The sequence below is a fragment of the Streptomyces sp. iso_384 genome (assembly GCF_056172905.1).
Map to the genome: position 1 here is coordinate 1,967,969 of NZ_JBWBTT010000001.1, position 13,231 is coordinate 1,981,199.

General features: G+C 72.4%; 9 protein-coding genes and 1 pseudogene. 5 read left to right on the plus strand and 5 right to left on the minus strand.

The features are described from left to right. Positions 1 to 76 precede the first annotated feature (76 nt). Positions 77 to 721 (minus strand): HNH endonuclease family protein, encoded by a 645-nt coding sequence (locus AC0VY3_RS08550; protein WP_103511664.1) that lies wholly within the window; start codon positions 719 to 721, stop codon positions 77 to 79. A 437-nt stretch (positions 722 to 1,158) separates the two neighbouring features. On the opposite strand from AC0VY3_RS08550, the pseudogene AC0VY3_RS08555 reads away from it, so the two are divergent. Continuing rightward, a pseudogene (locus tag AC0VY3_RS08555) lies at positions 1,159 to 1,895 on the plus strand (ABC transporter permease). Positions 1,896 to 1,937: 42 nt separating this feature from the next. Here AC0VY3_RS08555 and AC0VY3_RS08560 read toward each other — a convergent pair. Further along, positions 1,938 to 2,600, minus strand: coding sequence for an HAD-IA family hydrolase (locus AC0VY3_RS08560; RefSeq protein ID WP_475549328.1), 663 nt, complete (start codon positions 2,598 to 2,600; stop codon positions 1,938 to 1,940). A gap of 242 nt (positions 2,601 to 2,842) precedes the next feature. Next, positions 2,843 to 3,940, minus strand: a complete 1,098-nt coding sequence (locus tag AC0VY3_RS08565; protein ID WP_181011046.1) for a peptidoglycan-binding domain-containing protein — start codon at positions 3,938 to 3,940, stop codon at positions 2,843 to 2,845. A 191-nt stretch (positions 3,941 to 4,131) separates the two neighbouring features. On the opposite strand from AC0VY3_RS08565, the gene AC0VY3_RS08570 reads away from it, so the two are divergent. After that, entirely contained in the window at positions 4,132 to 6,255 is a 2,124-nt protein-coding gene (locus AC0VY3_RS08570) for an MDR family MFS transporter (protein WP_103511661.1), read from the plus strand. Positions 6,256 to 6,292: 37 nt separating this feature from the next. On the opposite strand, the gene AC0VY3_RS08575 is transcribed toward AC0VY3_RS08570, so the two are convergent. Next, complete coding sequence (locus AC0VY3_RS08575) at positions 6,293 to 6,781, minus strand: GNAT family N-acetyltransferase (protein ID WP_103511660.1); 489 nt, start codon at positions 6,779 to 6,781, stop codon at positions 6,293 to 6,295. Positions 6,782 to 6,827: 46 nt separating this feature from the next. On the opposite strand from AC0VY3_RS08575, the gene AC0VY3_RS08580 reads away from it, so the two are divergent. Together AC0VY3_RS08580 and AC0VY3_RS08585 are read left to right on the plus strand one after the other, a co-directional pair. Then, positions 6,828 to 8,039 carry a serpin family protein gene (locus AC0VY3_RS08580; RefSeq protein WP_475551653.1) on the plus strand — a complete coding sequence of 404 codons (1,212 nt, stop codon included), beginning with the start codon at positions 6,828 to 6,830 and terminating at the stop codon, positions 8,037 to 8,039. Between the two features lie 146 nt (positions 8,040 to 8,185). After that, positions 8,186 to 10,294 (plus strand): bifunctional glycosyltransferase 87/phosphatase PAP2 family protein, encoded by a 2,109-nt coding sequence (locus AC0VY3_RS08585; protein ID WP_475549329.1) that lies wholly within the window; start codon positions 8,186 to 8,188, stop codon positions 10,292 to 10,294. Between the two features lie 164 nt (positions 10,295 to 10,458). Here the strand turns inward: AC0VY3_RS08585 and AC0VY3_RS08590 are convergent, their stop codons facing one another. Next, on the minus strand, positions 10,459 to 11,712 hold the full coding sequence (locus tag AC0VY3_RS08590; RefSeq protein ID WP_475549330.1) for a cytochrome P450: 1,254 nt from the start codon (positions 11,710 to 11,712) through the stop codon (positions 10,459 to 10,461). Between the two features lie 329 nt (positions 11,713 to 12,041). On the opposite strand from AC0VY3_RS08590, the gene AC0VY3_RS08595 reads away from it, so the two are divergent. Then, positions 12,042 to 13,220, plus strand: a complete 1,179-nt coding sequence (locus AC0VY3_RS08595; RefSeq protein WP_103511656.1) for a steroid 3-ketoacyl-CoA thiolase — start codon at positions 12,042 to 12,044, stop codon at positions 13,218 to 13,220. Positions 13,221 to 13,231 lie beyond the last annotated feature (11 nt).

Below are 13,231 nucleotides of genomic sequence, written 5' to 3' on the forward strand. Positions count from 1 at the left end.
GACGGGCTCCGTGGACCGGCTCCGTAACGTACAGAACGAGGGGGCGGGGCGCACGGGTTCCGGGGCGTCGGGTGGGTCAGCAGCCGTTCAGGGCGGACTGCAGGGCGCTCTTCTCGGCGGAGTCCACGCGCAGGTTGTAGTGCTTCTTGACGTGGACCCAGGCGCGGACGTAGGTGCACTTGTACGAGGAGCTCGGCGGCATCCACTCGGCCGGGTCCTTGTCGCCCTTGGACTGGTTCACGTTGTCGGTGACCGCGATGAGCTGGGGGCGGGTCAGGTCGTTGGCGAACGCCTGGCGTTGGGCGGTGGTCCAGCTGCTCGCGCCGGAGCGCCAGGCCTCGGCGAGCGGGACCATGTGGTCGATGTCCACGTCGGACGCGGCGCTCCAGGTCGCGCCGTCGTAGGGCGAGTACCAGCTGCCGCTGACCGCGGCGCAGGAGGAGTTCTGCTGGACGTTGGTGCCGTCGCGCTTGAGGACGACCTCACGGGTGTTGCAGGCCCCCGACTGGGTGATCCAGTGCGGGAACTTGTCGCGGCTGTAGCCGCTGGACGAGCCCTCGGCGCCGACGGTGAGCTGGCCGAGGTAGGTGCGTGCGGTCGCCGCGCTGACCGGGGTGGGCATGGCGGCCTGGGCGTTGGGGGCGGCGAGCAGGGCGGACGAGGCGGCGAGTGCGGCGGTTGCCGCGACGACGGAGAGGCGACGCGCGTAGATACCGGACATGCGAACTCCCTTGACGTGGGGGGTGCGTGGGCGGGCGGTGGTGAGGCCCGGCCATCGTGGCGACGCCAGGTTTCTGTGGGGTGGGCGTCAGGTAACAGAGTGGCGACATGTGCACGTCACATCAAGGGGTGTGCAAGGGGAGTGACGGATCGCGGGAGCGCGCGGATCCGTCACGGGTGGTTTGTCCGGGTGGTGTCGGGGGCTGGATCGAGGGGCGGGGGCGTACGGGTCCGCGGGTACGCCCCCCCGGGGCTTGCGAGGAGGCCGGGGTGCCCGGGGCGTGCGGGGAATCCGGGGCGCCCGGAGCTCGCAGGGCGGGTTCGCGGTTACGCCTCCCGGGCCTTGCGAGATGAGTCCGTGGCCACCTGCCCGGGACGCGCGGGGCGGCCGGGCGGTGGCGGGGCCGGGGTGGGTGCGGCTCGCCCTGTCGTTGCCGCGTGCTGCTTCCGGTCTCCCTCACGCTCGGCGTCGTCCTCGCCGTCCTGCTGGTCCTTGCCGCCGCCGTCGCCGCGTGGGCCTCGCTGGGCCGGTCGCGGAGATTCTCGTCGCCGGGGTGCGGGCGGCGGCCCAACTCGCCGCGGTCTCCCTGCTCATCGGCTGGGTGGTCCGGTCCCTGGCGCCGCTTCTCGGGTTCGTGGCGCTGATGTTCGCCGTGGCGGTGTGGACCGCCGGACGCCGGATCACCGGCAACCGCACCTGGCGCTGGACGGCCGTGCCGATCGGGGTGAGCGTTTTCTTCCCGTGGTGGGGGCGCTGCTGCTCACCGGGCTCGTGCCGGTCCGGGGCCCGGCGCTCATTCCGGTGGCGGGCATCCTCATCGGCGGGGCGCTCACCGCGACCGTGCTCGCCGGACGGCGCGCCCTGGACGAACTCACCGCCCGGCGCGGCGAGGTGGAGGCGGGCATGGCCCTCGGGCTGCTCGACCGGGACGCCAGGCTGGAGATCGCGCGGCCGGCGGCGTCGGACGCGTTGCTGCCCGGGCTCGAATCAGACCCGGACGGTCGGGCTGGTCACGCTGCCGGGGGCGTTCGTGGGCATGCTGCTGGGCGGCGCCTCACCCGTGGAGGCGGGCGCCGTGCAGCTGTTCGTCCTGGTGGCGCTGATGGCGGTCCAGGTCGTGGCCGTCGCGACGGTCCTGGAACTGGTCGCATGCGGGCTGCTGCACCGGGACTGAATGCCGGGCCGGGGCAACGGCCCGGCCCGGACCGGGTGAGTCTCAGGCCTCGTTGATGTGCAGGCGGATCGAGCCGTCCTCGGCCGCCTCCACCCGTACCTGCGTCAGGTCCTCGACATGCGCGTCCGGGGCGAGGGCCGCCGCGCGCGGGCCGACGCCCACGACGCGCATGCCCGCCGCACGGCCCGCCGCGATGCCCGCCTCGGAGTCCTCGAACACGATGCAGTCCGCCGCGTCGAAGCCCAGCTCCGCCGCGCCCTTGAGGAAGCCCTCGGGGTCCGGCTTGCTGGCGCCGACCTGCTCGGCGGTGACGCGGACGGCGGGCATCGGCAGCGCGGCCGCACCCATCCGGGCCGTGGCGAGCGCGGCGTCGGCGGAGGTCACCAGTGCGTGCGGCAGCCCGGCGATCGCGGCCATGAACGCGGGCGCGCCGCCGATCGGCACGACGCCCTCGACGTCGGCGGTCTCCTGGGCGAGCATCCGCCGGTTGTCCGCGTGGTTCTCCTCCACCGGGCGGTCCGGGAGCAGCACGGCCATCGTGGCGTACCCCTGCCGGCCGTGCACCACCTTGAACGCGGCCTCGGGGTCCAGCCCGTGCTCGACCGCCCATTGCCGCCAGCAGCGCTCCACCACCGCGTCGGAGTTCACGAGGGTGCCGTCCATGTCGAGAAGGAGGGCTTGTGCGGTGAGGACGGTGGCCGGCATCGGCTGCTCCAGAACGCGGGGAGGTGTACGAACGGCCCGGGTGCCGTGCCGTGGGGCGGGGCGTGCGCGGGCCGTGAAGGCGGTGCGGTACGTGGGTGTGCGGTACGAGGTGTTCCGCATGCGTGTCCCGTACCAGAGCAACCCCCGCCCGCCGGTCAGGGAGTGCGGGCGGGAGCTACTTTGTTCCACCACGATACAAAAACCGCACCCGGAACGCCAATCCCCCCGCCCGGCGTCCGCGCTCAGCGGCGTCCGCGTCCACTCGTCTCCGCCTCCAGCGCGCGCCGGGTGTTCGGCCCGTACACGCCCGCCGGGTCGCCCTGGATCGCCTTGTACGACTGGTAGATCACCACGGCGTTCTCCACCCGGTCGTTGTAGTTCGCGTCGGACGGGCCCGAGTAGAGCCACACCTCCATGAGCCGGTTCTGCAGCTCGGCGACCTCCGGGCCCCGGTCGCCGGGCCGCAGTGAGGGGCCGGCCAGTTCGGCGGGCGGGGCCTCGGACGGCGGGGCCGGGGACGCGCCGCCACCGCCGTCCGGGGTGGCCGATGCGCTCGCCGTCGGCGAGGCGGACGCGGTGGCGGTCGGGGTGGGCTCCTGGCTCCTCGTCGGCGAGGCGGACGCGGACGGTGAGGCGGACTCAGTGGCCGAGGTGGACGGGGTGCGGGACGGAGCGGCCGACGCGGAGGGCGACGGGGCGACCGACGCGGCCGGTTCGTCCTCGGCGTCCGGGACGCTCGTGGTGGCCTCCGGCAGCGCCTCGTCCCGGCTGTCGTCGCCGCCGAACAGCCCGCCGGCGAAGGCCGCCGTACCGACCACCGCGGCCACGGCCGCCCCCACGGCGAGAGCTCCGAAGGGTCGCCTGCGGCGCGGCTGCACGGGGTCGGGAGCGAAGACCGGCTCCGCGCCCGCGGAACGTCTGCGGCTCCCCGGCCCGGCAGCCGCTCTCGCACTCGTGCCCGTGCCCGTGCCTACGCCCGGGCCGTCGTCGCCCAGGAACAGCGGCATCGTGGTCTCCGCGGCCCCCGGAGAACCCGGGACGCCCGCAGACGCCGCCGCCCCCGGAACGCCGGAAGCGGCGGAACCCCCGGACTCCGCGAGGCCGTCAGGTCCACCCCCGCCCGCCCTCGCGTCGAGGTCCGTCAGCGTCACGTACGGCCGGATGCGCAGCGGGTCGAAGTCCTCGGCCGCGGCGATCTCCGCCGTACGGGCGGCCCGCTGTTCGTCCCCCGTGAGCGGCGCGGGATCCGCGCTCGCGCCGCACCGGCACGGCACCCGGTGCTCCGTGCCGGGCTCCCCGGCCGTCCGTCTTCCGCACTCCGGGCATGCGTGTCCGGTCATCGTGGGTCCCCTCCCCTTGAGCTGCCTGCGATTATGCAGCCCGCCCCGGGGAAGCCCAACGGGCTGCCGGGGCTCGGCCCGCCCTCGGCAGTACATAACAGGCCATAACAGAACGAAACGTCCAGGATGGGGGTGTAGCGGATCGGACCGGACCGGATCCGTGCGTCCAGCGGATCGAGGAGACGACGCCCATGGCCCAGCAGCCGAGCCCGCCACCCCCGGCCCCCGGTGAGGGACAGTCCCACCGGAGCGTCCTGGTGGCGATCGGGGCGCTGCTCCTCGGCATGCTGCTCGCGGCACTCGACCAGACCATCGTCTCCACGGCGCTCCCGACGATCGTCAGTGAGCTGGGCGGACTCGACCACCTGTCCTGGGTGGTGACCGCCTATCTGCTGGCGGCCACCGCGGCGACCCCGCTGTGGGGCAAGCTCGGCGACCAGTACGGCCGCAAGAAGCTCTTCCAGACCGCGATCGTGATCTTCCTGATCGGCTCCGCGCTCTGCGGAATCGCCCAGAACATGCCCCAGCTGATCGGATTCCGCGCACTCCAGGGGCTCGGCGGCGGCGGGCTCATGGTGCTGTCGATGGCGATCGTCGGCGACCTCGTCACGCCGCGTGAACGCGGCAAGTACCAAGGACTCTTCGGCGCGGTCTTCGGTGTGACGAGCGTCCTCGGACCGCTCCTCGGCGGCTTCTTCACCGAGCACCTCAGCTGGCGCTGGGTGTTCTACATCAACCTGCCGATCGGCGTCGTCGCGCTGGTCGTCATCGCGGCCGTCCTGCACATCCCGGTCCGCCGCGAGAAGCACATCATCGACTACCTCGGCACCTTCCTCATCGCGTCCGTCGCCACCGCCCTGGTGCTCGTCGCCTCCCTCGGCGGTACGACCTGGGCCTGGAGCTCCCCGCAGATCATCGCGCTCGCGGGGCTCGCCGTCGTCCTGCTCGTGGCGTTCGTCGCCGTCGAGCGGCGCGCGGTCGAACCCGTCCTGCCCCTGAAACTGTTCCGGATCCGCACCTTCAGCCTCGTCGCCGTGATCAGCTTCGTCATCGGCTTCGCCATGTTCGGCGCGATGACCTACCTGCCGACCTTCCTCCAGGTGGTCCACGACATCACCCCGACGATGTCCGGCGTGCACATGCTGCCGATGGTGTTCGGCCTGCTGATCACCTCTACCGGCTCCGGCCAGATCGTCAGCCGGACCGGCCGCTGGAAGGTCTTCCCGATCGCGGGCACGGCCCTCACCGCCGTCGGCCTCCTGCTGCTGCACAACCTCGACCAGAACAGCTCCACCTGGCTGATGAGCGCCTACTTCTTCGTCTTCGGCGCCGGTCTCGGCCTGGTGATGCAGGTTCTCGTCCTGGTCGCCCAGAACTCCGTGTCGTACCAGGACCTCGGCGTCGCCACCTCCGGCGCCACGTTCTTCCGGTCCATCGGCTCCGCGTTCGGCGTGGCCATCTTCGGGACCATCTTCGCCAACCGGCTGACCGGCCAGCTCACGGACGCGCTCGCCGGACAGTCGCTGCCGCCGGGCGTCGACGCGGGGCGGCTGGCCGCCGACCCCCGGGCCATCGGACAGCTCCCCGCCGACCTGCGGCCCGGCGTCCTCGGCGCGTACTCGACCTCCATCACGGACGTCTTCCTGTACGCCGCCCCGGTCGTCCTCCTGGCCTTCGTCCTCGCCTGGTTCCTCCGCGAGGACAAGCTCCGGGGCTCGGTGACCGCCCCCGACGCCGGCCAGACCCTCGCCTCCAACCCCGTCGAGCGCTCCTCGTACGACGAGTGCGCCCGCGCGCTGTCGGTGCTCGCCACCCGGGAGGGCCGCCGCGAGATCTACGAGAAGATCACCGCGCGGGCCGGGTACGACCTGCTGCCCGCGGCCAGCTGGCTGCTCCTGCGGATCAAGAGGCACGGCACCGTCGAACCCGCCCGGCTCGCCGAGACCGCTCCCGTACCGCTGCATGTGATCACCGATGCGGCCCGGCAGGTCGAGGAACGCGGACTGGCCCGCCGGGAGGGCCTGCAGATGATCCTCACCGACGCGGGCGCCGAGGCCGTCGTCCACCTCTCCCAGGCCCGCGAGGACTCCCTCGCCGAGCTCCTCGGCGACTGGTGGGGCCCCGAACGCCCCACCGACCTGGTCAAACTCGTCAGCGAACTGACCGCCGAGGTCAGCGGCTCGACCAGGGAGCGCCCCCACTCCCCGACACCTCCCCGCGACCACGAGGCCCACCTGCGCCGCGACGAGCGCGAGGCCCACCGCCGGGCCCTCGACGACCAGGACGACCACGGCCGCCCGCACCCGCCCGCCTGACCCGCGGCGGCACGGTCCGGCATCACGGCGGGCCGGGTCACAGCTCCTTGGCGAACCAGTGCTCCGCGTACGGGGTGCGGCGGTGGAACGCCGGCACCTCCCGGTACCCGTGCTTCGTGTACAGCCCGCGCGCCTCGACCAGGTCGTTGCGGGTGTCCAGCCGCAGCAGCCGTACGCCGTACGACCTCGCCGCCTCCTCCACCGCGGCCAGCAGCAGCCCGCCGCCGCCCGTGCCCCGGAACGCCGGCCGCACGTACACCCGCGTCAGCTCCGCCGTACCCGGCCCGGCCGCCTCCGTCAGCACCACCCCGGCACAGCTCGCGGCCTTGCTCCCGTACCGGCCGACGACGAACTGCCCGGTCGGCGGTGCGAGCAGGTCGGCGCCGTCGTCGGCGAGTCCGTCGGCGATCTCCTCGGCGGTGGCGGGCCGCTGCCAGTAGCGGCTCGCCACCTCGTCGTAGTAGTCCCGGCGCAGTGCGCTCGCGTCGGGGGAGTCGTATCGTTCGGCGGTCACGGTCCAGGTCATGCGGGGCATTCTTGCCGCCGCACGGCCGAATGACGACACCATTCATATGCAGGGGGCAGCAGTGACGGATGTGGCCACGGGATCCACGGGATCCACGGCATCCACGGGATCCACGGCATCCACGGGATCCACCACCGGAGCGATTCAGCACCTGGCCGAGCGCTGGATACGTGACGGCATGGCCGCCGCCACGACAGGAGAGGGCCGCGGCGACCGCAACCGTACGGAGCCGGGCACCGGCTTCGTGTGCTCGCCCGCCGGGCTGTGGCTCGCCCTGGCCGCCGTGGCCGCCGGTGCGCGCGGCGCGACCGCCGCCGAGCTGCGGGCCCTCCTCGGCACCGCGGACCGGGAGGCCGCGCCGGTCGTCACGGCGGTGGCCCGCGAGCTGGTGGAGACCGGGGCGCTGGGCGTGGCCACCCGGGTCTGGAGCCGGGTGCCCGTGCTGCGCGCGTACCGGGAGGCGCTGCCGGACGTCCGCTTCGGCCCGATGGACCCGGCGGCCGTCGACGCCTGGGTGCGCGAGGCCACCGGAGGGCTGATCGACCGGCTGCCGCTGGAGATCACCGACGAGATCCTCCTCGCACTGGTCAACGTGCTGGCGCTGAAGGCCCGCTGGGAGAAGCCGTTCGAAGCCTGGCGGACCCAGGACCTGCCGTTCACGGATGCGGCCCGGGCGGTCGCCTCGGTGCCGACCATGTTCGCGTACGTGCCGCTGTCCGACGCCTGGACGGTCGGCGGAGCGTACGTCGTCGAGCTCCGCTGCGCACCGGAACCGGACGGCCGCCCCGGGGCCCGGGTCCGCCTCGTCCTCGGGGAGCCGGGTGCCGGGGCCGGCCGGGTGCTGCCCGCGGGCTGGGCGCCCCGGGCCGCGGGCGCTCCGCTGGACACCGACCGGGTGACCATCGGGCTGCCGAGGCTCGCGCTGCGCACCCGGGTGGCCGTCACCCGGCAGCTGCCCGCCCTCGGTGTCCGGCTGGCCACCTCCGACGACGCGGACTTCTCCGGCCTCTCGCCCGAACCGCTCACCATCTCCGACGTGGTCCAGGAGGCCGTGCTGAAGATCGCCGAGGAAGGGGTGGAGACCGCCGCCGTGACGGTGGTCGCCATGGCGCCGGCGGGCGCCGCCCCCCGGCCGCAGCGGGTGCACCACATCGCCTTCGACCGCCCGTTCGGCGTCGTCGTGCTCGCCGGATCCGAGGACGTACCGCTGTTCACCGCCTGGCAGGCGGACGCCCCCGCCGCCGACCCGAACGCCTGAGGCCTTCGGCGCCTTCTCATCCCCGCGAACGACTTCTTCCGGACCGCAGCAGGATGACAGTCAGGCAAAGAGGGGGTTGATTGTGTCTACCTCGTAGGGCAATGCGAGGCTTCATCCGGCATCGCCTCCAATCGAAGGGGCGGTGCATGGAACGGTGGGAGGGTCGGCGCAGCGTGGTGAATGCGGATCACAGTGTGCGCGGTGACGCGGCGGCGGACGCGGGAGCGAGGACCGGGCTGACCCGTGCCCTGCTCTGGCTGGTCGCGGCCGCGCTGGCGGTACGGCAGGTGGCGGTGGTGCTCCGGCAGCCACCGGGGGAACGGCTGCTCGACCTGGAGGCCTGGATCGGGGAGAACGGGGTCCTGCAGCTGACGGGCTCGCTGTACGACGGCGGCCGGTTCACCGGGACGCCCTTCGCCGGACTGGTCCTGAAACCGCTCACCTCCTCGGCCCAGCAGACCCTGGGCGTCGTGTGGACGTTCGGGTCGCTGCTGCTCGTCGTCGCCCTCGGCATCGTCGCGGCCCGCGCCCTGCCCGCACCGGTGGGCCGCCGGACGGCCCTGCTCGCGGCCCCCGTCGCGATCAGCCTGTTCATGCTGTCGTTGCCGGTCCGCAATGCCCTGCACCTGGGCCAGACCAGCATCCTGCCCGTCCTGCTGGTGCTGCTGGCCTGTTTCGTCGTCCGGGAGCACCGTGCGGCGGGTGTCCTCGTGGGCCTGGCCGCCGCCTTCCAGCCGGTGCTGCTCCTGTTCGCCGCCCTGCTCTGGCTGACCGGCAGGCGGCAGGCGTCGGTGAGCGCGGGTGCGGCCTTCGCCCTCGCCACGGCCGTCGCGTGGCTCGCGGGGCCGAAGGACTCATGGACGTACTGGGTGCACCATCTCGCGGGCGCGGGGCTGGGCGAGCGGCCGGACAGCCTGGCCAACCAGTCGCTGCACGGTGCGCTGCTCCGGCTCGGCCTCGAAGGGCCGCTGGAGATCGTCCTCTTCCTGGTGCTCGCCGCCGCCGTCGTGGCCGTCGGCCTGCGGCGCGCGGTGCGGTACGCCCAGGACGGGCAGCTGCTCCTCGCGGTCGCCGTGACCGGCTGCGTCGTGGTCGCCGTCTCGCCGACCGCCTGGCAGCACCAACTGCTCTGGGTGCTCCTCGCGGTCGTCGGCAGGGTCGGCAAGCGGGCCTCCGACCGGCTGGTCTGGCCGTCCGTGGTGTTGCTGGTCGTCACCCTGCCGGGCACGATGCTGCTGCCGAACCTCGAACCGCTCTTCCCCGTACGCGACAACGTGCTGCTCCTCGTGGCGCTCGGCGCGGCCTGCCTCGCCCCGTTCCTGCCCCGCACCTCGCCGTACTGGCAGCACCCGGTCCCCACCGACTACGCGAAACCGGTCGCCGCGCGCTGGAGACGCGTGCCGCTCCTGCCGTTCTGGCGCCGGGTCCTCACCCGCCCCAACCTGCTGCTGGAACTCCTGCTCATCCGGGTCGTCTACGACGCCTACGCCCAGGTCCGCCTCGCCGCCCGGGCGGGCCGCCCGCTCGCCGAGGAGCACGGCCGGCAGATCCACGCCATCGAGCAGTGGCTGCACATCGACATCGAGCACTGGGTCAACCACACGGTCGTCCAGATCACCTGGCTGCGTGAGTTCTTCGACTACTACTACTCCACGTTCCACTTCATCGTCCCGCTGACGATCCTCGGCGTGCTGTATGTGCGCCGCCCCGCCGACTACCGCTGGGTCCGCTCGTCCATCGGCTTCGCCACCCTGCTCGCGCTCGTCGGCTTCTGGCTCTACCCGCTGGCCCCGCCCCGGCTCATGCCCGGCCTCGGCTTCATCGACACCGTCCACGGGGTGCAGGACTTCGCGAAGCCCGACTACGGGACGCTGACCACGGTCACCAACCAGTACGCGGCGATGCCGTCACTGCACTTCGGCTGGTCGCTGTGGTGCGGTGTGGTGATCGTGATGCTGGCCCCGAAGCTGTGGATGAAGGCGCTGGGCCTGCTGCACCCGCTCTTCACGATCGCCGCGATCGTGGCCACGGCCAACCACTGGGTACTCGACGCGGCCGGCGGCGCCCTGGTCGTATCGCTGGGCTTCGGGCTGACGTATCTGCTGTCGGGGCCGCGCAGGCTGGTGGCCGGGGAGCGGGATGCGGCGGCGGAAGCGGAAGCCGTGGAGCAGCCACCCGCGGAACCTGCGGAACGCGCGGAACCCGAGGCCGATCCGGAGCCCGTGCCGGCCGGGAAGGCCGCAGGCGGCGAATAGACAGCGGGAAAGCAGGACAGCGGGGAGAGCAGGCCGAAGGGGTGCCGGGACGACGTCCGTCGTCCCGGCACCCCTTCGGCACGGATCGCCGCGCGTCCATCGTCCGCCCGCGCGGCCGGTGCCGCCACTCGGGATCGGTGTACCGGTGTACCGGCGTACCGGTGTCAGGATTCCGCCGCCGTGGTCACCTGAAGCTGCTTGATCCCGTTGAGCCACGCCGAACGCAGCCGTCGTGGGTCCTCCAGCAGCCGCAGATCCGGCAGTACGTCGGCGATGGCGTTGAAGATCAGGTCGATCTCCATCACGGCCAGCGACTTGCCCAGGCAGAAGTGCGGACCGCCGCCGCCGAACCCGAGGTGCGGGTTGGGGTCCCGGGTGATGTCGAAGGCCTCCGGGGCGTCGAACACCTCCGGGTCGTTGTTGGCCGAGGAGTAGAACAGCCCCACCCGCTCGCCCTTCCTGATCCGCTGACCGCTCAGCTCCAGATCCTGGGTGGCGGTCCGCTGGAAGGAGACCACCGGGGTCGCCCAGCGCACGATTTCCTCGGCCGTCGTCTTCGGGCGCTCCCGCTTGTAGAGCTCCCACTGTTCGGGGTGGGTGAGGAAGGCGTGCATGCCGTGGCTGATCGCGTTACGGGTGGTCTCGTTGCCGGCCACCGCGAGCAGGATCACGAAGAACCCGAACTCGTCGGAGGACAGGTTCCCTTCGCCCTCCGCCGCGACCAACCGGCTCACGATGTCCTTGGCCGGGCACTCCTTGCGGGCCGCCGCCAGGTTCATCGAGTACGCCACGATCTCCATCGCCGCCTCGGCGCCGACCTCCTCGGTGATCGCGTACTCCGGATCGTCGTACGCGGCCATCTTGTTGGACCAGTCGAAGATCTTGGAACGGTCCTCCTGCGGTACGCCGATGAGCTCGGCGATGGCCTGGAGCGGCAGCTCCACCGCGATGTTGGTCACGAAGTCGAAGGAGCCGTCCGCGTCCGCCGACGCGAGGGCCGTCTCGACGATGGAGCGGGCCCGGGAGCGCAGGGCCGCCTCCAGCGAGCGCACCGCGCGCGGGGTGAAGCCGCGCTGGACGATCTGGCGGACCCGGGTGTGTTCGGGCGGGTCCATGTTCAGCATGATGAGCTTCTGGACGTCGATCTGGTCGCGGCTGATCGTCTCGTTGAAGCGGATGACGGCGGTGTTGGTGTTCGAGGAGAACAACTCGGGGTGCGTGGAAACGTACTTGACGTCCGCGTGGCGGGTGACGACCCAGTAGCCCGCGTCGCCGAACCCGGAGATGTTGGGCGGCTGGGTGCACCACCAGACCGGCGAGGTCTCCCGCATCAGGGCGAACTCCGGGTGCGGCACGCGGGCCTGGAGGAGATCGGGGTCGGTGAAGTCGAACCCGTCGGGCAGATGGGGGCAGCGCATGGGCACCTCTCCACTCCGGATCTGATCGCGAACCGTCCGACGCCCCGCCCGACCGGTTCGCCTGTCTCGCCGGCTGCCTGACGGGCCATCAGGAGGTGCCCGCAAGGTAGTAACGAGTTCTACAAGTGGCAAGAGCCATGGCCGGATCTGTTGCCCCCGGTGCCGCCGCCCGGCCCGCCGCCTCGCCGGAGGGCGTGCGTGCGGTGCGTGCACGCCCCTTGCGCAGCCGGGCCGCCGTCACGAGACTGCTTGCAGAACTAGAACGCGTACTAGTTCCTTCCGTGGGCGCCGGGACGCCCCCTGCGGAAGCGCGAGGAGAGGACGAGCTCATGGCCGCGGAACCCGTCATCGTCGAAGCCGTACGCACCCCCATCGGCAGGCGCGGAGGCGCACTCGCCAATCTGCACCCCGCCTATCTGCTGGGTGAGACCTACCGTGAACTTCTCGGCCGCACCGGAATCCAGGCCGACTGCGTCGAACAGATCGTCGGCGGCACCGTCACCCACGCCGGCGAACAGTCGATGAACCCGGCCCGCAACGCCTGGCTGACGGTCGGCCTGCCGTACGAGACCGCCGCGACCACCGTGGACTGCCAGTGCGGCTCCTCGCAGCAGGCCTCCCACATGGTCGCCAACATGGTCGCCGCCGGGGTCATCGACGTGGGCATCAGCTGCGGCGTCGAGGCGATGTCCCGGGTGCCGCTGGGCAGCGGTTCCAAACACGGCCCCGGCAAGCCCTGGCCCGACGAGTGGAACGTCGACCTGCCCAACCAGTTCGAGGCCGCCGAGCGCATCGCCCGCAAACGCGGTCTGACCCGGGAGCGGGTCGACGCGCTCGGCCTGCTCTCCCAGCAGCGGGCGGCCGCGGCCTGGGCGGAGGAGCGCTTCAAGCGCGAGACGTACGCCGTCCAGGTCCCGACCACCGAGGAGGAGCAGACGGCGGGCCAGGGCATGTGGCGGCTCGTCGACCGGGACGAAGGGCTGCGCGACACCTCGATGGAGGCGCTCGCCGGGCTGAAGGCCGTCATGCCGAGCGCGATCCACACCGCTGGGAACTCCTCGCAGATCTCGGACGGGGCCTGCGCCATCATGTGGTCGTCCAAGCGCATGGCACGGGCCCTCAAGCTCAAGCCCCGGGCCCGGATCGTGGCCCAGGCCCTGGTCGGGTCCGACCCGCACTTCCACCTCGACGGCCCGATCGACGCGACCCGGGCGGTGCTCGGCAAGGCCGGCATGTCGCTGCGGGACATCGACCTCGTCGAGATCAACGAGGCGTTCGCGTCCGTGGTCCTGAGCTGGGCGCAGGAGTTCGAGGCGGACCTCGACGGCCTGGAGAAGGTCAACGTCAACGGCGGCGCGATCGCGCTGGGCCACCCCGTCGGCGCGACGGGCGCCCGGCTGATCACCACGGCCCTGCACGAACTGGAACGCCGCGACAAGGAGTTCGCGCTGATCACGATGTGCGCGGGAGGAGCCCTGGCGACGGGCACGATCATCCAGCGGCTGTGACTCCGGCGGCG

Excerpts from the sequence above, each read along its gene's own strand:
- AC0VY3_RS08590 (WP_475549330.1), bottom strand. The coding sequence starts at position 11,712 with ATGCGCTGCCCCCATCTGCCCGACGGGTTCGACTTCACCGACCCCGAT.
- AC0VY3_RS08580 (WP_475551653.1), top strand. The coding sequence starts at position 6,828 with ATGCAGGGGGCAGCAGTGACGGATGTGGCCACGGGATCCACGGGATCC.
- AC0VY3_RS08595 (WP_103511656.1), top strand. The coding sequence starts at position 12,042 with ATGGCCGCGGAACCCGTCATCGTCGAAGCCGTACGCACCCCCATCGGC.
- AC0VY3_RS08585 (WP_475549329.1), top strand. The coding sequence starts at position 8,186 with ATGGAACGGTGGGAGGGTCGGCGCAGCGTGGTGAATGCGGATCACAGT.
- AC0VY3_RS08550 (WP_103511664.1), bottom strand. The coding sequence starts at position 721 with ATGTCCGGTATCTACGCGCGTCGCCTCTCCGTCGTCGCGGCAACCGCC.
- AC0VY3_RS08575 (WP_103511660.1), bottom strand. The coding sequence starts at position 6,781 with ATGACCTGGACCGTGACCGCCGAACGATACGACTCCCCCGACGCGAGC.
- AC0VY3_RS08570 (WP_103511661.1), top strand. The coding sequence starts at position 4,132 with ATGGCCCAGCAGCCGAGCCCGCCACCCCCGGCCCCCGGTGAGGGACAG.
- AC0VY3_RS08565 (WP_181011046.1), bottom strand. The coding sequence starts at position 3,940 with ATGACCGGACACGCATGCCCGGAGTGCGGAAGACGGACGGCCGGGGAG.
- AC0VY3_RS08560 (WP_475549328.1), bottom strand. The coding sequence starts at position 2,600 with ATGCCGGCCACCGTCCTCACCGCACAAGCCCTCCTTCTCGACATGGAC.